Source organism: Nostoc sp. (assembly GCF_036919615.1).
GTDB lineage: Bacteria > Cyanobacteriota > Cyanobacteriia > Cyanobacteriales > Nostocaceae > Nostoc.
The window spans coordinates 21,359-41,408 of the sequence record NZ_JBALCN010000020.1; the positions used below are offsets into that span (position 1 = coordinate 21,359).

Genomic DNA, 20,050 nt, shown 5'->3' on the forward strand with positions numbered 1-20,050 from the left:
GTAGGCAAAGTTATGTTAATCATCCAAAAAGGTAGATATAGCGATTAATACTTGGAAGGATTTGTTTGGAGTTCATTTATGTCTTGTACAAGTGGAAATTCATACATTATTAAGTCGGGAGACACGCTTTTTATCATTGCCAAACAACAATTAGGTGATGGTGAGCGCTGGCGTGAGATTCTCAAACCAGATGCTACCCCATTTACAGATCAAGATGCTTCTAATTTGCAAGTGGGTCAGGAAATTTGCATTCCTGGGTCTACTCCTTTACCTCCTCCCTCCGGTAACCAAATAAATCTAGAAGCCAGATTTTACAGCATGGAGGAAACGAATTGCCATCTGCCTGCGTCTGGCGTGCATGGAGTAACATTGCAAGCAGCACTTGCAGGTCAATTGCAGTCAAAATGCCAAGGTCAAAGCGTTGGACGTTTACAGTGTGCAGTAGACCCAAATGTGATTCCCTTGTTAACAAATTTTACCTTAGTGCTTTGGGATGGCAGGCAAATTCCTGCTGCCGCCGTAGATATAGGTACGGCAATTATAGGTAAAAAGATAGACATCTTTGTTGATACTGTTGAAGAAGCAATCAATCTAGGTGTACAGTCTGTCACAGCAATTTTGTAATTTCATTTTTTGGAGTTGATTTATGTCTTGTACAATCGGTAATTCATACAGTGTTAAGTCTGGAGACACGCTTTTTATTATTGCCCAACAACAATTAGGTGATGGTAACCGTTGGCATGAATTCAAAAAACCTGATGGCACTCCCTTCACAGACGCAGATGCCTCGAATTTACAGATAGGTCAGGAAATCTGCATTCCTAACGGGTCTACTCCTCCTCCCCCAAACCCAACAGGCAATGGTTTCACAGGTATTGTATCACGCCAAACTTTCGAGGCTCTATTCCCAAACCGAAACGGTTTTTACTCCTACGACGGTCTGGTGAACGCTACGCAGAAATACCCAAGCTTCTGCAATGAAGGATCAGACGAACAACGCAGACGTGAGGCGGCTGCGTTCCTGGCAAATGTTGCCCAAGAGACGGGGTTTCTACAATACATTGATGAACTGAACACAGCAGTATGGGGTAGTTACTGCGATCCCACAAACTATCCGTGTGTGCCGGGTAAAACCTATCACGGTCGTGGACCGATCCAGTTGTCGTGGAACTACAACTATGCCACATGTGGGGCGGCTCTCGGTATTGATCTGCTTAATAACCCTGATTTGGTCTCAACAGATAGCGCTATTTCCTTTATGACCGCCCTGTGGTTCTGGATGACATCGTGCCACGACGCTATCCGCAACTCCGGTTTTGGCAAGACAATCTCCATCATTAATGGTGGCATCGAATGTGGACCGAATGCGTCCCCACAAGGCAGACAAGAAGCCCAAAATCGAATCAATTTTTATCAGGATTTTTGCCAGAAGTTGGGGGTATCACCTGGCGAAAATCTTTCCTGCTAAGTAGTTAAACATCTCTCTTATAGGAGTTATAACCATGTGCAACCAGATAGTTTGTTTACCAAAAAGGCTACCTCGCGACCAATGGATATCTGCTGCTCAAATTGCAGTCAAGATCAACCCAGTCAATCATCCACCGATCGAACGCTTGTTACAAGTGATGCCAGGGTTCATTCCAGAACCAGAGCATGTTGCAGTCTTAACCACAAAATACTGGGGAGCGGGTGGAGTGCATTTGACCGTAGGCTTTCTAGATGATGCTCCCGCTGATTTGAGAGCACGCATCCTATCGCATATGAATGCTTGGAGTGCGACGGCGAATGTCCAGTTTGTGGAAACGGGCACAGACCCACAAGTGCGGATTGCCCGAACACCAAGAAACGGATATTGGTCATACCTAGGAACAGATATTCTTTCTATTCCTGCCAACCAACCTACGATGAATCTTGACTCGTTCAGTATGGATACGCCCGACTCAGAGTTTCACCGAGTAGTGCGGCATGAAACTGGACACACACTGGGCTTTCCACATGAGCATATGCGGAGAGAATTAGTAGATCATATTGATCCGGACAAAGCAATTGCCTTCTTTGCACAAAACCAGGGGTGGTCACCAGACCAGGTTCGCCAACAGGTTTTAACACCGATCGAAGAATCATCACTGTTGGGCACTCCCCATGCTGATCCCAACTCAATCATGTGTTACCAGCTCCCCGGTTCGATTACCAAAGACGGCAACCCAATTACAGGGGGTACGGATATTGATCCATCGGATTATAATTTCATCGCTCAGATTTATCCCAAGTCCCGTCCCAGCAATCAGGTTATTGTTTATGATGACTCTGAATTTCAGGGATTTGCTCAAGCGTTAGACCCAGGCAGATATGACTGGGGTCAAATTCACAACGATACTATCAGTTCGCTGAAGGTTCCTGCAAACATGAAAGTTACCTTCTATAGCGATGTTCACTTTAGTGGGCAAAGCAAAACGTTTACGGCTGATACACCTTATGTAGGTGATGATTTCAACGATCAGACTTCCTCGATCATCATCGAATGAGTATCGTGAGTTAACCGATTTGGAGCCTTTATCCACCCCAATCACGATACAAGCCTACCTTGCCCTGCTTTTCGTTATGCAGGGCAAACTACCCACAACTGAAATGTTGAGTCGAGTCAAAACGATTTAAGAAGAATCTGAACCAAGGCAAATGTATCTAAAGTATAGGAATCAAATGGCACGCTTGTAAAGCGTAAATCCCTGGTATTCCTGGATGAAAGGGTGTGGGGTTACAGCTTTGGGGAATTAAGAAGATGTTGTTCTCTTTGACTTACTCGCATTCAATTGTCTTAAACACTACACAAATTACAAAGAAGGAGATTCAGGTTATGAGTTCTAGCAATCAGGTTACTATTTATGATGACTCTCAATATCAGGGATTTGCTCAAACTTTAAATGTAGGCAAATATGACTGGGGTCAGATTCATAACGATACTATCAGTTCATTGCGAGTTCCTAATGGGATGAGAGTTACTCTCTACAATGACATTAAATTTGGTGGGCGAAGCAAGACTTTTACGGCTGATACGCCTTATGTCGGTGACGACTTCAACGATATTACCTCCTCGATTGTGGTCGAAAATGGTACCCCTTCCTTGAATGTTGTTGGCAGGATGCTGGAACTAGTCAACCAACAACGGGGTGCAGCAGGTTTAGCCCCACTTTCGCTCAACTCTCAGTTGACAGTTGCAGCCCAGGGACACAGCCAAGATATGGCAGATCACAACTTCATGGCACACAACGGTTCAGATGGTTCATCCCCCTTTGATCGTATGCAAAAAGCGGGTTATCGTTTCTCGTTTGCAGGAGAAAACGTTGCAGCAGGACAATCCACGCCTGAAGATGCAACGTCAAGTTGGATGAATGAAACACCTCCCAATGACGGACATCGCCAAAATATTCTCAATCCCAATTATCGCGAAATTGGCATTGGGTATGCCTTCAGTGATGCGGCTCAGTTCAAACACTACTGGACTCAGGATTTTGGTACACCTTTGTAATATCAAGTCTGGTTAATTAGTCATACAAATCTGAAAAACCCTCTCCTTTGCACCTCTGCGGTTTTTATGATAAATGCTTTAATCAGACACGATATAAAGTATTCGGCCTGTAATTTTGATTGTCATGGCAATATTGGAATTTCATTCTTTAAAGTTCATTTATGTCTTGTACACTTGGTAATTCATCCATTGTTCGGGCAGGAGACACGTTATCTATTCTTATATCAAGTTCGGGTGATTACTAATCTCTCAATGTAGGTTGTGTTGAACGCGAGTGAAATCCAACATTAACAACAAGTAAATGTTGGGTTTTGTGACTGAAACGCCACTTGCTTCTCCTAAGAGAGACGCTGCGCGAACAAGTCGAGAAACCGCAAGGGCGCAGTGGCTTCCCAACCTACAGATATTATAAGTGTTTAACCGAACCTGATATTAGAGTAGGAGGAATTTCAAATGATAATCCATGTAGCAAATGGCAATCCTATAATTGCTATGGTTCTAATGTCCCTTAGCACATTCAAAAGTTCGGCTCTCATAGCATCATTTCAGAGGATATCGTTATCTTTTAGTTCTGAAGAAGCGGCTAAAAAATTCTTTGAGGATGTTAAGTCTCAGGGCTGTGTTTACTCAAAACTTGAATCAAACAACATTGTTGTTGTTCCTGACTATAGTGGTAGCAACAATGCTGCTAGAGCTGTTTACCACGCGGTTAACTCTTACAAAGATTGCTTAATTTCGGTAAACGAATTTGAGATATCTCCTATCTTTGAAGAAACAGACAACCTACTTAAAGACATTGAGCAGTACATTAAGAAACATTTTGGTTCAGATGCTATGACTACAACAACTACAACTAAAGGGTAAACTATTTGAACGATATTTGAAAAAAATTACCAGGAAAAGAAAGCAAAGGTTATTTCTTTCTAGAAGACGATGAATTTAAGCATTACTTGACGCTAGATTTCGATAAAAATATCCGATTTAGTAGGAGTAATTAAAACTTACTATAACCCAATTACAGTAGTAATAGTCACACCAGAAAATGTAATCCCAACAGCTTACTTTTTAATCGATACATTCCACCAAACTTAATCTTTAAAAACAGATCATGAAGTTTTCATTTGTCAACAATACAAATCAAAAATATTCCTCAGACAAGATATACTTTGTAATTACTGGTAAAAATACATCAGGACAATTTTGTCACGTCGATAAAAGCGGCAACTTAATTCCATGTAATGAGAGCGATAATGATGCATCAGGTCATCTAACTAAAAATGGGCAAAACTGGTGTCATTATTTATATACTCTCAATGAGATTTCTGAGATAGAAGTTCCACCTATGTATTGGGGTAGAGCCTATATTAGTTTGGGTTCACCAGTGTATCTCAGAGTTATCAATAATGGGCAAGATATTGTTTGGCCAGATCCAGCTTATCCATCTGACCCCAATGCAGACGTTTACTATGATTGGGTAGAGTTTACCATTGATAATAGAGGCTTCTTCTACGGCAATACCACTCAAGTAGACCAATTTGGGTTTCCAATGGTTATTGAATTAATAGCATCTGATGGCTCAAAAAAAGCTGGCATAACTGAATCAAGGAGTGCTTTATTCAGTGAATACGTTAAAACTGTGCCAGTTGAATTTCAATCTTTGGTTCAGGAGCCATACAGAATAATATCGCCATTTAGAGGAGGTTTTGTTTATGGTGGCAATTACGCAACATACTTCGATGATTATATTCGCAATATGTGGCAATATTACACATTAAATCAACTTCAGGTTAGAATTCCGCAGGGAACGTTTATAGGAAAAGTAGAAAATAATGTTTTTACTTTTACCAAAACTGATTCTTCTAATGCAAAATATACAATAGAATATCCTACATCTTCCGATATTTTTAGATGTAATGGAGTATTTACGACAGGTGAGGCGATTCAACGGCTAATTCAAGCTCAAATTAGCGCTATGTTTAACAGGCACATATTAGAGAATCCGGCAAATAATTGTAACCCAGAAGAGTTCTATAAAAATAGTCCTGCTAATTACTATGCTCAATTCTGGCATCTTCATAGTATTGATAATAAAGCTTATGGATTCCCAGTTGATGATGTGTGCGAGCAAAGTTCTTTAATTGCACATCCAAATCCTGAAAAATTGAAGGTGATTATAAGTTGGGATTGATATAGCGTTTCTCAGCAGGGTAAGCGCATCTAAAATTTGAGAGAGGAGAGTGTAGAATAGTACGCTTTGAAAAAGGAAATCTACCAGGAAAAACCAAGCGGCTCATGGCACGAAGCTTAGACTCAGATGCAGGCACAGCAAACTCACAACAGCAAAACACCTGTGCAAGGCAGATAGTGATTATCTAGTGCTATTTTACTGGTTTTTGGAACATAACCAAAAGTCTAATAGTTAGTTTCTCAGGAGAATTTTATGGTGACCTCAATTTGCATCAATGCTGGTGGAGAAGCGATCGGAGTCTATGGTGCAGATGCCTACTACAGCGGCGGTGAAAGCGCGTTGAGCAACGCTCCCATCGATGGTAAGGGCGTCTATTACCCGGCAAACCAGGAAGTTTATCAGACCGAACGCTATGGCACATTCACTTACAGCTTTACGAACCTGACCCCGAACGCCATCTATAATGTCAAGCTCCACTTTAACGAACACTTCTGGAATTCGGTTGGGAAGCGCAAATTTAACGTTGTGATTAACGACACGCAAGTTCTATGGGATTATGACATTTTCTCCCAAGCTGGTGGCATCAATAAGGCGATCGCTGAAGAATTTGTGATCACCTCAGATACCAGGGGGCAGATTGTAGTGGACTTCACACCAGGCGCTGCAGATCAGCCCTCAGTGAGCGGCTTTGAAATCAACCAGGGCACCCGCCTGCACAACAATATGCTCTTGGGTTGCTTCCCTGGCGTAGCCAATATCAACGACATAGAATCCTGGTTGGGTAAAAAGCACGCCGTGCAGGTCATGTTTACAAGTTGGGACCCGAACAACAAGGAGCACACTTTCACTACGATGAAACAGATATGGGATAGTGGGAGTGTACCTGTGGTGACATGGGAGGTCTTCACTGACGACAAAAATCGCTATGCACCAGCGAATATCGATGCACTAATCGCCAATGGCAGCTACGATAGCTATTTGAACGACTGGGCTGACACTATGAAGAGTTTCCTGGCAGGTTCTGGCGGCGTATACGGCGATACTGATGACCGCCGCGTCTACCTGCGGTTTGCCCATGAGATGAACGGCGACTGGTACCCCTGGTCTGCCAGCTATAAAAACTCCCAAAATACGCCCAATGATTATATCAATATGTGGCAGCATGTTTGGACAGTCTTCAAAAATAAAGGCATCGACAGTAATCATTTGCAGTGGCTATGGACACCCATGAACACCGACGTAGGTAACCCACTCCACAAGGCTGAGTCTTACTGGCCAGGCGATACCTACGTTGATTGGGTCGGCATTGACGCTTACAACTGGGGGACTGGTCCGTCTTGGTCAAACTGGACGCCTCCCGTCGCACTGCTAGACGATATGATTAACCGCGTCTCGGGCTATAGCAAGCCGATAGCTATTCCAGAGTGGGGCACAACTAGTGATAACTATGGCAACAACAATGTTGGCGCAAAGGGTCAGTGGATTGTAGAGATGTTCGACTACCTCTCGGTCAAACCCCAAATCAAGATGCTTTGTTACTTCAACATTGATAAAGAGACTGACTGGGCCATTTTTGGTGGAGATCGTGGCGACAGCACCTACACCATAGGCTCCATCGTCCACCAGGTTTACTCTATCTACAAAGCACGAGTCGGTGCAGACTATATTATCCCAGGCAACACTAGCCCCCAACGGATAACAGATGCCCGGTTCAAAGGACTGTAGACATTCCATCCCACATACTTCGACAAACTCACTCAATAATCAAGATGCCATTTATGACTTATCAACTCGATCGTCCTTACACCACTCAAGCCGCTGCAGGTCCCTCCACTATGCCCTATGATGAAATTCAAGCTGAAAATGCTGACCATAATGGCACGGTAATTGATGCACGCAATAACCGTACCTATCCAGGGCTGGCGAATGAAGCGATTGAACGTCGTGCTGTGACACTTGATGCCGTAGGGCAATATGTCGAGTTCACCGTACCGCGCGATGCAAACTCAATCGTCGTCCGTTACGCCATTCCTGACTCAGCGGATGGTACAGGGTTAACAGCACCCATTGGTCTGTATATCAACGGCGCAAAACAGCCCGACCTGATCTTTACATCGAAATACAGCTGGATTTACGGCACCTATCCATTTAATAATAATCCCGGTGATATCAGACCGCATCACTTTTATGATGAGGTGAATCGACTAACACCACAGATGTCTGCGGGCGATAAGGTACGTCTTCAGGTCGAGTCGAGTACTGCACCCTGGTATACCATCGACCTGATCAACTTTGAGCAAGTAGCACCTGCTTCTGCGATGCCAGATGGGTATCTATCGCTAACTACTGATTTTGGTGCAGATCCATCTGGTGTACAGGATTCCACGACTGCTTTCCAAAATGCGCTTAATGCATCATCAAGTCAGCACAGGGGATTATGGATTCCACCGGGCGAGTACAAAGTTAGCACTTGGCTTGTGGTAGGCGACAACGTAACGCTCAAGGGTGCGGGTATCTGGTATTCCAAGATTCACTTTGTGGCGCAGACTGGAAACAACGCCGGACTCATGGGACCCTGGAATACAGGCACATCTGCACAGAATGTCCACTTCTCGGATTTTGCAATCTGGGGCGAGGTTACCCAACGCGTCGATAATGACCAGCTCAACGGTATCGGCGGCGCATACTCAAACTCAACGTTTACGAACCTATGGATCGAGCATACCAAGTGTGGTATGTGGCTGGATGGCCCATTTGACCATCTGATGATCAGTAATGTCCGTATCCGCAACCAGAACGCAGACGGGATCAATTTCCACAAGCAGGTCACCAATTCCACTGTTACACAGTCGTTTTTTCGCAACACAGGTGATGACGCGATCGCGATGTGGAATGATCAAGGTGGCGGTTTTAACACCTTCTCGTTCAACCGCGTTGAAATGCCAGTACTAGCAAACGCGATCGCCATCTATGGGGGTGAATCCAACGTCGTAACCGATAACTACGTTGCTGACCAGCAGGCTGAAGGGGGTGGTATCCACGTCGGCAACCGCTTCCCCGGAAGTCGCCCGATCAGCGGTACAACAGTAATTGCCCGCAACGTAATTGTCCGCGCCGGTTCACAGGATTACTACAACGGCTGGAACTTCGGCACGGGTGCGCTGTGGTTCTTTGCGCTTGATGCAAACATGACGGGCGATATCCGTGTCGAAGATAACCAGATCATCGACAGTAACTATGAAGCCATTCATTTCATTGGTAGCAGCGTTATTAATGTAACCTTCAACCGCAACCAGATTATCGGCGCTGGTACTTACGCGATGGAAATCCGTTGTGCGGGTGCGGTAACAATCAGCAATACAACGGCGACAGGTCTGGGACACGGCGGTATTCTTAACTGCCGAACAGACTTTGTGATCACTGATGGTGGCGGTAACGATAGCTGGATTACTCAAACACCAGTCTGCCCTGACCCTTATCCAACACCGATTTATGCTCAGTAGCGACCAATAATCCTAACCTGGCAAAGTCACCAACCAGCACATCACTGCCAACACGCCATCCTCAACTCCGGTTACAAGGACGGTAGTTGCAGCGAGAAATGCTGGTGGTGGTGCTATAGAAAGTTAGCTTTAGAGCCATTACAAAAAAAAGGCAAAAGTACGTTCAAGGTAGTGTCTCCAAAGGAGAAAGCAGAGGGCAAAAGGTAAATTTTCCAAAAATCCGACATTCGTGTGTTTAAAGCCCACCAAAAGAAAAAGATGTAGACGCTTCTCTACGAGAGGCTTTGTCAACGCGCAGGCACTTGGGGCGTCCAAGTTTCAATCCCATGCCATCGCCAATGACCAAAAATAGGCGCAGTGGGATGCCTACATTTCCACGTACTGGCAGCCTAAGATAGCCCTGCTCAAATCGAAAGGGTATACATCCGCACTATAAAACTAAGATTTTTGAAAGTTATTCTACAAGCAGACTTATGAGCTTCAACATTAAATCATCTGGGGAAAGTGTAGAGGTATGGTTATCTGTACCTGGCACAAGCACTATGCTGGTAAGGCAGGCAGATAATTATTTTGCGGCTGACAGCGATATTAATGACTATACAATAATTGTTAATGAAGGTACACAGTATCAGCAGATAGACGGATTTGGTGGCTCACTGACCGATGCGTCATGTTGGCTACTAAAGAATAAGCTTACAGACCAGAAAAGGGCTGAAGTCATGCAGGATTTATTCGGACCATTAGGAATAAATATAAGCTTGCTTCGCCAACCTATAGGAGCATCTGATTTTAGCTGGGAAGCGTGGACATTTGATGATACTACCAATAACACTGATGACTGGTCTTTAAGCAACTTTTCTCTTTGGAGGGAAGACGCTTACATCCGTCCTATGCTCGATATGGCATATAAAGTAAATCCTGGTCGCACAAAGATATTTGCTACCCCGTGGAGTCCACCAGCATGGATGCGCTCTAACAAGGGACTTTATGGGAACGGCGGATACCTGCGTCCTGAATGCTACAGCGTATATGCTGATTATTTGGTCAAATACGTTAAGGAATGTGAAGCTAAAGGAACCCCTATAGATGCGGTAACAATTCAGAATGAACCTCAGTATGCGCCTGATACATATCCTGGAATGAAAATGTCTATACAGGATCAAATAGGGTTTATTAAAGACTACATTGGCCCTAAATTTCAACAAAACGGTATAACCACAAAAATTATCTGCTTTGACCACAATTTTGATGATGGAGGTATAGATTTTGCTGCTAATGTGTTAGCATCTGGTGCATATAACTACTGTGCAGGTTCAGGATGGCATCCTTACTGTACGGGTATTTCTTGTGTACACCAAAAAATGACTGAAGTACACAATAGATACCCAGCTAAGGATGTATGGCTGACAGAGGCAGGTAGCGGTACATGGCTAGGTGACGATTCTGCCCAGTTTGCAGACCAGATGTATCACACTATCCGTTCACCCAGAAACTGGTCTAAGTCTGTAGTATTCTGGAATATAGCTCTTGACCAGAACGCAGCTCCAAAGCTTGCAGGAGTAGATACATCTAATTCAAACCGTGGTTTCCTAACAATTAGGTCAGACTCGATAGACAGTGTAACAAAAAATACATCATATTATTCAATGGGTCATACAAGCAAGTTTGTTGACCCAGGAGCATACACAATAGAGTCGAATTCATTCACAGAGGATATTGAAGACGTAGTATACAAAAATCCTGATGGCTCTAAAGTAGTTGTATTGTCCAATAGAACATCCATTCGGAAGTCAGTTAAAATTAAATGGGGTTCACAGTCATTTACATATAGTATACCTGAAAAAGCTGCGGTAACATTTAAGTGGGGCGCTCCTAATAAATGAGGATAAAATCGGCATTGAGTCTATAGCTGTGTAAAAATCTGCGTTCCGGGTGGAAAAACTCTTTCAATGGCGTTGACATCCAGGGTTAGCGCGTCTCAAAACCTATTGACATTTTAAATGGTTGCTCTATTTACGCTGTGGCGTACTAGCTAATTTAAAATTATTGCATTTATGTCTTAGAGCCTAGCTACACAAGGACTTTGATTGTTTTCGGAGATATCTCTGATAGCGGGCAAGTAGGGTAGTTCGACGTCAATTATCCCTCAATTTGAGTATTCTTTGAGACAAGGCAATAATCCTAAGAAACTCAAAAGCGCAATCATCCCAACTGCAATCCCCGTTTTGATCTCAAAACCATCCACATTGCTGAAACCTTGCCCAATTGCCTTGTCAAAGGCTGCTTGGTTGATGTCAAATGTCTTTTGATTAGCTGTTTTGAACTCCTCAAACAGCCAGTTGGACTGTCCAAACTTGTTTCCTAAGCAGAGAGCGATCGCTTCTTGATGCTTGCTACTGCGCTCTAACTGGCGAATTTGTTGGTCAATGGCAAGGTATTTACCCAAAGTAATCAGACTGGCGAGGGCAGCTTCTTTTTCACCCGCGAAAGTGATATTATTTAGTTCGTCAGCTATGTAACCTTTAAAACCATCTACCTTTTTACCCTGAAAATTATAGGCAGATGCTATAGTCTCAACAGTTTGTCCATGAGGAATTTGGGCAATTTGAGCTATATTACTGAAAAAAACCTGTTCGTAGTTGGGAGCAAAAACTGGGTCAAGCAAATAGCGGCTTTCGGCAGTATTAGCAGTGTAGGCAGCAGCACGAGCTTGTCGCAGAACGTGCATACAATTGAACGCATCTTCTTTAGCCGTCCTGAGATTTTCCGCAGCAGCCTGCAACGTTCCTGTCGTATAAGTTAATAAAGCCAGGGCGATCGCTGACTGCTTTTTTCTGTCGTGGCTGGAGAAACAGGAAAAACTACAGTAGCTCTACCAGCACCGATGACGATGAAGAAATGGGCATCTTCTGGTAGCAAATTCACAATTTTGGTCATTGCATCTTTGACAGCATGTATTTTGTCACCTCCCATTGAACCGGATGTATCGCAGATGATCCCAAAAAGTCTGCTATTGTTTGCAGTGGCGATCGCACTATCACCTTTTTCGACGGTAATAGTCATAATGGCATCAACTTCTCTGGCACCTTGGTGTAAATACTGGTTTTGAAAAACTTCTGCTTTAAATTGATTAGACATAATGTTTTGTTAATTTGAAACAGAGGGAACAGGAAACAAGGTGTGTAATTAATTCTGTTTAAGTACTTATGAGAATTTATTTAATTTATAAGCACAGAACAGCAATGGTGATGTTATCATGCCCACCACTATTACGGGCAAACTCTACAAGGGTGCGAGATATGGTGATAGCATCTGTATCAGGCGATCGCTGCATTAGGTTAGCCAAATGCGAAGCATCCAAGGTATAATTCCACAGCCCATCACTACACAAAATCAGATATCCTGAACTAGGAATAGTAAAGTTCACAATTGAGGGAACGGCATCTTCAACGGCATCTGCTCCTAGCCAGCGCGTAATTGCATGAGCTTTGCGAGATTTTTTGGCTGCTGCTTCGGTCATTTTCCCGGCTGCGACTACTTCGGTTAACCAGGAATCATCCTGAGTCAATTGTTGACAACTGTAAGCAGAAATCCAGTAAGCACGGCTGTCTCCCAACCAGCCAATAGTAGCGATACCTTCTTGAACAACAGCAACAACAATCGTCGTTGATGGTGGCTCCGAATTTACACTAGACAAAAAAGTAATATTACATACATTTGCTAAGGCAGTAGCAAAAGCTGATTTAATTGCTGAGTCGGGATTTTCCCCTCTTTCCCCAGCCGCCGCTAGAGCCAAGCAGGTGCTTTCAGCAGCAACTTTAGCCGCCAAATCAGGTTTTTGGGAACTAGAAACCCCATCACAAACTATGAGAATATTTGACTGAGTGCCATGCAGTTGTTGTAAGGCGAGGAAATCTTCATTGCGGTGATGTTTGAGTCCGCGATCGCTAATTCCTGCTAGCTGTGAATTAATTATTACTTCTAGCCAATTTCGCTGCCCTTGTTCTTGGCGAAATCCACATTGGGAACAGTAGCCTTCAGGATCAATTCCTGCACCGCATTTTTCACATCGATTGACGACGGTTGGTGGTTTACTTGTAATTCCTGCACCGCATTGTTCACAAATTTGTCACCAACTAAGATGGATGCACCGCAATTCATACACTGCATAATTTCCCCCTGACTAAGTTTAAATTAGGGTTCTGGGACGTACCCGATTTGCTTGATTGACTAAAGATATTTTTTCGTCTCCAGTTGCTAGGTGTGCCATGTCTCGTAAGGCTTTTTCCAATCCCTTTCTCAGATGTACTTCTTCTAATGGCCGTCCCAAAATTGTTAAATCAGCAGCAGCTTGTAGTTGACGTGAGGTTAGTAAATTGAGAGCAGTTTCTAATACTTGTTTAGTCAGGCGATAGCGATCGCTACCTTCTAATGTCAGTGCTTCAATGGCCACGGAAGTGGCTTTGAGTTCTTGAGTCCCAGGAGCCGAGCGATCGCTAGTTTCTCTTGTAACTGAGCCTGTCGTTTTTGGGCTTGCTCTAATACTAATTTTACTTGTGCCAGCAGTGGTTTGATTTGTCCATTTATCTCTGCGATCACTCATAAAGGATCTTGCTCAATCCTTCCTTGCACTGAAGCAATCACCTTACGAGCTTGCACCAATTCACTACAATAAGCTTGATTGAGTGATTCAGCTAAGTTTTGCCCTAAGAGAATTTGCGATTCTGCATCTTTGAGTATAAATTCTAGATTTGCCCAAGCGGTATCAACAGCCAGGACTGCATCTCTGGCAACAGAAAAAGCCTGAGTCATTACCCAGATTTTAGCACCTCACTATTTGGCGTTGCTCCCCTTGGGAAGAACTTCCGTTGTAGCGATGGCTTTCTCAGCCTGTAAATTATTGATGTTTACTATCTGACATCAAACTGGCCTTACTGATTTGGGAACAATAAATTGAAAATCACCAGAATTTAGCAGCATGGTCAACACTCTTGTCAGTATTCCCGGATACTACGCAACAGAAGAAATCTACAATGGTTCGAGGACTCTAGTTTATCGCGGGTATCGAGAGACTGATCACAAACCTGTGGTGATTAAACTACTGAAAAATGCTTATCCTCGCTTCTGTGAACTCTTGTCGTTTCGCAATCAATACACCATTACCAAAAATCTCAACTCACCTCTAATCATCCAAAGCTACAGTTTGATAACATACCAAAATGGTTATGCGTTAGTGATGGAAGACTTTGGGGGAATTTCTCTTAAAGAATGGGGAACAGGGAAAAGTCTACGAAATCTCACGGAATTTTTACAAATAGCGATCGCCCTGTGCAATAGCTTAGATATACTGTACCGCGCTCAGATTATTCATAAAGATATTAAACCCGCGAATATTTTAATTAATCCAGAAACCAAACAAGTTAAATTAATTGACTTTAGTATTGCATCTCTATTACCACGATCAACTCAAACGCTGATCAGTCTTAATGTGTTAGAAGGGACACTCGCTTATATTTCTCCAGAACAAACAGGAAGAATGAATCGAGGGATTGATTACCGGACTGATTTTTATTCTTTAGGTATCACTTTCTATGAATTACTTACAGGAGAGTTACCCTTTAAATCAAACGATGTGATGGAGTTAGTGCATTGTCATATTGCTAAACAAGCACCACTTTTAAATAATAGACAACTCTTAATAGGGAACAGAAAAGAGATTCCCCAAGTTCTCTGTGACATCGTGATCAAATTGATGGCTAAAAATGCCGAAGAGCGCTATCAAAGTGCATTAGGAATTAAATTTGATTTAGAAAATTGTTTAACTCAACTTCAGTCAACAGGTAAAATTAAGAGTTTCCCAATTGCTCAACGAGATGTGTGCGATCGCTTTATTATCCCTGATCAACTCTATGGACGAGAAACAGAAGTAGGAACCCTCCTGCAAGCATTTGAGCGAGTCAGCAAAGGTACGACAGAAATAATGCTGGTAGCTGGCTTTTCGGGGATTGGGAAAACGGCGATTATTAACGAAGTTCATAAACCCATTGTTCGTCAACGCGGTTATTTTATCAAAGGGAAATATGACCAATTTCAACGTAATATTCCCTTAAGTGCATTTGTACAAGCATTTCGAGATTTAATCTGGCAATTGTTAACTCTAAACGATGCTCAAATTCAGCAATGGAAAAGTCAAATATTAGCAGCTATTGGGGAAAATGGACAGATAATTATTGAAGTTATCCCTGAGTTATCAAGAATTATTGGTGAACAACCACCTGCTCTAGAATTATCAGGAACTGCGGCACAAAATAGATTTAATTTATTATTCCAAAAGTTTACTCAAGTCTTTACTAGTGCTGAACATCCATTAGTGATGTTTTTAGATGATTTGCAATGGGCAGATTCGGCATCCCTAAACTTAATCCAGCTATTGATAGCTGATACAGGTTATCTTTTGTTAGTTGGTGCATATCGTGATAACGAAGTCAATCCAGCACATCCATTAATGTTGACTTTGAGCGAGATTCAAAAAATGCAAGTAACAATTAATACAATCAGTTTAACACCTCTGAGTCAAGAGCAATTGAATCAGTTAGTTGCTGACACACTAAAATGTATAGAAAATTTAGCATCGCCTCTTTCTCAATTGATCTATCAAAAAACTCAAGGTAATCCGTTTTTTACAACACAGTTTCTCAAAGTATTGCATCAAGAGAAATTCATTAAATTTGACTTTGATTCTGGTTGTTGGGAATGTGATATTACACAAATAAATCAGCAAGCAGTTACAGATGATGTTGTAGAATTTATGGTAGGTCAATTACGCAGACTCCCTGAATCCACTCAACAAGTCTTACAGTTAGCTGCTTGTATTGGAAATCAATTTGATTTAGCAACTTTGGCAATAGTTTCAGAACAATCTGAAATAGAAACGGCAGCTATTTTATGGAAAGCTTTACAATCAGGATTAATTTTACCTACTAGTGAAGCTTATAAGTTTTATCAGGATTTGTCATTAGAAAACAGCGACCAGATAACAAAGAATATAGAAGCGCAAACGGCTGATCGGAGCGTAGGAGAAAAAGTAGCTATATACAAATTTTTGCATGATCGTATCCAACAAGCTGCCTCTTCTATGATTCCAGAAGAACAGAAACAGTTGATCCATCTCCAAATCGGGCAATTACTTTTACAAAATACGTCATCAGCCCAGCAAGCAGAGCAGCTTTTTGAGATTGTCGGTCATTTAAATTGTGGAATTCCACTCATTACCCAGCCAAGTAAACGTCAACAATTAGCTCAACTAAATCTCAATGCAGGTTGCAAAGCTAAAGAAGCGATCGCTTATGGTGCAGCTCTACAATATTTCAATCAGGGCATTCAGTTAGTAATTAGTGATGGCTGGGAAAATGCTAATACTTTAATACGAAATTTATATCAAGCTGCTGCCGAAGTTGCCTTTCTCAGTAATGAATTTGAGCAGATGGAATCGCTGATTAAAGTTGTGCTCCAACAAGCGACAACTCTATTAGATAAAGTGAAGGTTTATGAAATTAAGCTCCAGTCTTATCAGGTACAAGGGCAGCTGCTTAAAGCAATTGAAATTGGGTGTCAAACTCTCCAACAGCTTGGAATACCCTTATCTGAATCTGTTACCTCTTCAGACATTGGTCAAGCTATAGAAAACACGTTGTCAATATTGGGAGAGCGTCAGATTGAAAGCTTAATTGATCTACCTTTAATGACTGATCCTCAAGCTTTAGTTGCCCTGAAAATTATGATCAGCCTCACTCCTTCTGTGCATCAGGCTGCTCCCCACCTATTTCCGATTATTGCCTGTGAACAAGTTAATTTATCGCTTAAATATGGCAATGCACCACTCTCAGCACCAGGATATGCTGATTTTGCCATTGTTTTAAATGCAGTATTAAATAAACTAGAAAAAGGCTATGAATTTGGGCAGTTGGCTTTAAAAGTTGTAGACAAATTTGAAGCAAAATCTGTTCAAAGCATGACTATTTTCAAAGTAGCTGCATTTAATCAATTTAACAAACTACCTGTCCAAGATGCCATCGATCTATTAAAAAAATCTTATATTTTTGGACTAGAAGTGGGAGATTTTGTACATATAATTGTATCAACATTTTTTCGACTTCTTTATACCTATTTGATGAGTGCAGAAGATTTAGATAGTTTGCTAGAAGAAATCAAAGTCTCTGAGTCTAATTTTGCAAGTAGCGAATCTTTTTCGATTCGATTTAGTATTCTTCGACAAACGATTGAAGTCATAACTGAATCTAGTCAAAATTCAAATTTATTAATTGATGAATCCTGGAATGATGAAAAACTTGTACCTGCTCTACTCAAAGAGAATGATCAGTTTACACTCCATGAATTTTACCTAATTAAGTTAATTATTAGCTACTTGTTTGATGATCCTCTAGTGGCAGTTAGCAATGGAGACAAAGGAGAGCGCTACCTTAAAGGTGGTGCAGGAATGCTATCTGTGTCTGTTTTCTGTTACTACGATTCTTTGGCTCGTCTATCTATCTATTCTCAAGTTGAACCCTCTGAACAAGCAAAATTGCTCTTGAAGGTTGACGAAAATCAGAAACATCTAAAAGTTCGAGCCATAGTTGCACCGATGAATTTTCAGCATCAATTTGATTTAGTAGAGGCAGAGCGTCATTGGGTTTTAGGTCAGCGATTTGAGGCACTTGACTTATACGATCGCGCGATCGCTGGAGCTAAAGAAAACGAATGTATTCAACAAGAAGCTCTAGCTAACGAACTAGCAGCTAAATTTTACCTTGATTGGGGCAAAAAAAAAGTGGCTCAAGCATATATGCAAGAAGCTTACTACTGCTACGCACGCTGGGGAGCCAAAGCCAAAGTTGCCGATCTGGAAAAACGTTATCCCCAATTACTCGCCCCCATCTTAGAGCAAACCCATTTTCCTCTCTCAACTAACGAAACTGTCTTCACCTTGGAGACCGCTAGCACTTATCATACTTCCGGTAGTAACAGTATCTCTTTGGCTTTAGATTTAGCTACCATTCTCAAAGCTTCCCAAACCATCTCAGGCGAAATCGAATTTGAAAAACTGCTTTCATCATTGCTGCATATCGTGATTGAAAATGCCGGAGCAGATAAGTGCGTGTTAATGCTTGTGGAGTCAAGTAATTTACTGATTCAGGCATCAGCAGAACTTACTAGTAGTGCTACCGCTATAGAGAGCAAGGGAAATACTAAAGTCAATTTTTCCTCAATGTTGCTCAACTCACAGCCAATTGAAGAGTCAACGCATCTGCCAGTTGGCTTAATTAATACTGTCAAACGCAGCTTACAACCTGCCGTGATTATTGATGCCATAGTACATCCGCAATTAATTCATGACCCCTATATCCAGCAACAGCAGCCCAAAAGTATTCTGTGCAGTCCGATTTTACATCAAGGAAAGTTGCTGGGTGTGTTATACCTAGAAAACAATCTGGCGACTGGAACCTTTACCCATGAGCGCGTCGAACTGCTTAACTTACTTTGCGCTCAAGCGGCAATTTCCATAGAAAATGCCCGACTTTATCAGCGTTCCTTAGAACATGCTCAACAACTACAAGCAGCTTTACAAGAACTCCAGCAGGCTCAATTACAAATCGTCCAAAGTGAAAAGATGTCTGCATTGGGTAACTTAGTCGCAGGGGTGGCTCACGAAATGAATAATCCTTTGGGTTTTATTGCTGCGAGTCTCAAACAAGCTAAACCTACCTTTGCAGATATTATCGAACACTTGAAATTATATGAACAAAGCTTTCCTACTCCCGGAGATGAAATTCTCACCCATGCTGAAGAAATCGACTTGGAATATAGCTTAGAAGATTTGCCTAAAATGATGGATTCGATGACTATGGCGTGTGACAGGCTCAAAAATATCAGTACCAGTCTCCGCACTTTCTCTCGTGCAGACCAAGCCTACAAAGTGCTGTTTAATATCCATGAAGGTATTGACAGTACGATTTTAATTCTCAAACATCGCCTGAAAGCTAACGAAGAACGTCCAGCCATTGAAGTAAACTATGAGTACGGCAATTTACCAAAAATTGAATGCTTTCCAGGGCAATTAAATCAGGTATTTATGAACATCTTAGCGAATGCCATTGATGCATTGGATGAATCAAATACAGGTCGGAGTTTTAAAGAAATTGAAGTTAATCCCAACCGAATTACAATTACCACCTCATTGAAAGAGAAACAGATTGAGGTGAAGATTGCTGATAATGGTAAAGGCATGAGTGAATCAGTAAAACAAAAAGTATTTGACCATCTTTTTACTACCAAAGGTGTTGGCATAGGTACGGGTTTAGGACTAGCGATCGCTCAGTCTATTGTAAAAAAACATGGTGGAACTTTGGATGTGAATTCTACTCCAGGTGAAGGAACAGAATTTGTGATTACCTTGCCAATTCTGACTCAGATTCCGGGTTAACTTGTTGGAGATATGGGGTCTAATCCCAATTTTGTTCTGTCCCTCTTGCTTATTGCTCTCTGCTCACTTGCCTCTTTTTCAATACAATTCGGTATGACCTAAGTGGATGTATGAATAACAAAATTAATTAAAATATTTCTGTAATTAATGCTAAAAATACGCTGTGCTCTGTAAAGCCATTACTAATGTCTATCCAGCTTGTAGCTGTTGTTAGTTAAAAAGAATCTCAACAAATTGGGATAAAACATAGAGACTATAGAGAGACTTAATTCTTACTGCGTAAGACTTTGATACACTTTATTTGTATTTATTTGTATTTTGAGTTCTACATTAGAAGTCATAGAACTTGA

16 protein-coding genes are annotated in these 20,050 nt (G+C 41.9%); 10 read left to right on the top strand and 6 right to left on the bottom strand.

What is annotated here, in order from left to right:
• Nucleotides 1–78: 78 nt before the first annotated feature.
• The 9 genes from V7K48_RS07360 to V7K48_RS07400 all read left to right on the top strand — a co-directional run bounded on the left by V7K48_RS07360 (nucleotide 79) and on the right by V7K48_RS07400 (nucleotide 11,100).
• Nucleotides 79–624: a 3D domain-containing protein gene (locus V7K48_RS07360; protein ID WP_335071012.1), complete on the top strand. Its 546-nt coding sequence runs from the start codon at nucleotides 79–81 to the stop codon at nucleotides 622–624.
• A gap of 22 nt (nucleotides 625–646) precedes the next feature.
• On the top strand, nucleotides 647–1,468 hold the full coding sequence (locus V7K48_RS07365) for a chitinase (RefSeq protein ID WP_335071014.1): 822 nt from the start codon (nucleotides 647–649) through the stop codon (nucleotides 1,466–1,468).
• A 34-nt stretch (nucleotides 1,469–1,502) separates the two neighbouring features.
• A complete protein-coding gene (locus tag V7K48_RS07370) occupies nucleotides 1,503–2,525 on the top strand; it encodes a M12 family metallopeptidase (protein WP_335071016.1) in 1,023 nt (340 codons plus the stop codon).
• Nucleotides 2,526–2,854: 329 nt separating this feature from the next.
• Nucleotides 2,855–3,526, top strand: coding sequence for a CAP domain-containing protein (locus V7K48_RS07375; protein ID WP_335071018.1), 672 nt, complete (start codon nucleotides 2,855–2,857; stop codon nucleotides 3,524–3,526).
• A 453-nt stretch (nucleotides 3,527–3,979) separates the two neighbouring features.
• Nucleotides 3,980–4,390: a hypothetical protein gene (locus V7K48_RS07380; RefSeq protein WP_335071020.1), complete on the top strand. Its 411-nt coding sequence runs from the start codon at nucleotides 3,980–3,982 to the stop codon at nucleotides 4,388–4,390.
• Between the two features lie 244 nt (nucleotides 4,391–4,634).
• Nucleotides 4,635–5,714 carry a glycoside hydrolase family 64 protein gene (locus V7K48_RS07385; protein ID WP_335071022.1) on the top strand — a complete coding sequence of 360 codons (1,080 nt, stop codon included), beginning with the start codon at nucleotides 4,635–4,637 and terminating at the stop codon, nucleotides 5,712–5,714.
• A gap of 252 nt (nucleotides 5,715–5,966) precedes the next feature.
• A complete protein-coding gene (locus V7K48_RS07390) occupies nucleotides 5,967–7,439 on the top strand; it encodes a malectin domain-containing carbohydrate-binding protein (RefSeq protein ID WP_335071023.1) in 1,473 nt (490 codons plus the stop codon).
• A gap of 53 nt (nucleotides 7,440–7,492) precedes the next feature.
• The gene (locus tag V7K48_RS07395; RefSeq protein WP_335071025.1) at nucleotides 7,493–9,217 is read left to right on the top strand and encodes a glycosyl hydrolase family 28-related protein; all 1,725 of its coding nucleotides are present in this window, start codon (nucleotides 7,493–7,495) and stop codon (nucleotides 9,215–9,217) included.
• A 473-nt stretch (nucleotides 9,218–9,690) separates the two neighbouring features.
• Nucleotides 9,691–11,100 carry a glycoside hydrolase family 30 protein gene (locus V7K48_RS07400; protein ID WP_335071027.1) on the top strand — a complete coding sequence of 470 codons (1,410 nt, stop codon included), beginning with the start codon at nucleotides 9,691–9,693 and terminating at the stop codon, nucleotides 11,098–11,100.
• Nucleotides 11,101–11,363: 263 nt separating this feature from the next.
• Here V7K48_RS07400 and V7K48_RS07405 read toward each other — a convergent pair whose 3' ends face one another.
• The 6 genes from V7K48_RS07405 to V7K48_RS07430 all read right to left on the bottom strand — a co-directional run bounded on the left by V7K48_RS07405 (nucleotide 11,364) and on the right by V7K48_RS07430 (nucleotide 14,029).
• Nucleotides 11,364–11,999, bottom strand: a complete 636-nt coding sequence (locus V7K48_RS07405) for a hypothetical protein (protein ID WP_335071029.1) — start codon at nucleotides 11,997–11,999, stop codon at nucleotides 11,364–11,366.
• 17 nt (nucleotides 12,000–12,016) lie between these two features.
• Nucleotides 12,017–12,355, bottom strand: coding sequence for a hypothetical protein (locus V7K48_RS07410; RefSeq protein WP_335071031.1), 339 nt, complete (start codon nucleotides 12,353–12,355; stop codon nucleotides 12,017–12,019).
• 85 nt (nucleotides 12,356–12,440) lie between these two features.
• Nucleotides 12,441–13,265 (bottom strand): PP2C family protein-serine/threonine phosphatase, encoded by an 825-nt coding sequence (locus V7K48_RS07415; protein WP_335071084.1) that lies wholly within the window; start codon nucleotides 13,263–13,265, stop codon nucleotides 12,441–12,443.
• Nucleotides 13,199–13,378, bottom strand: coding sequence for a hypothetical protein (locus V7K48_RS07420; protein WP_335071033.1), 180 nt, complete (start codon nucleotides 13,376–13,378; stop codon nucleotides 13,199–13,201). Before V7K48_RS07420 ends, V7K48_RS07415 begins: the two co-directional genes overlap by 67 nt.
• A gap of 28 nt (nucleotides 13,379–13,406) precedes the next feature.
• Nucleotides 13,407–13,820, bottom strand: coding sequence for a tetratricopeptide repeat protein (locus V7K48_RS07425; protein WP_335071035.1), 414 nt, complete (start codon nucleotides 13,818–13,820; stop codon nucleotides 13,407–13,409).
• Nucleotides 13,817–14,029, bottom strand: coding sequence for a hypothetical protein (locus tag V7K48_RS07430; RefSeq protein ID WP_335071037.1), 213 nt, complete (start codon nucleotides 14,027–14,029; stop codon nucleotides 13,817–13,819). The genes V7K48_RS07425 and V7K48_RS07430 overlap by 4 nt, the downstream gene beginning before the upstream one ends.
• A 166-nt stretch (nucleotides 14,030–14,195) precedes the next feature.
• Here V7K48_RS07430 and V7K48_RS07435 point away from each other — a divergent pair, with 166 nt between their 5' ends.
• Nucleotides 14,196–19,700 (top strand): trifunctional serine/threonine-protein kinase/ATP-binding protein/sensor histidine kinase, encoded by a 5,505-nt coding sequence (locus V7K48_RS07435; RefSeq protein ID WP_335071039.1) that lies wholly within the window; start codon nucleotides 14,196–14,198, stop codon nucleotides 19,698–19,700.
• Nucleotides 19,701–20,050 lie beyond the last annotated feature (350 nt).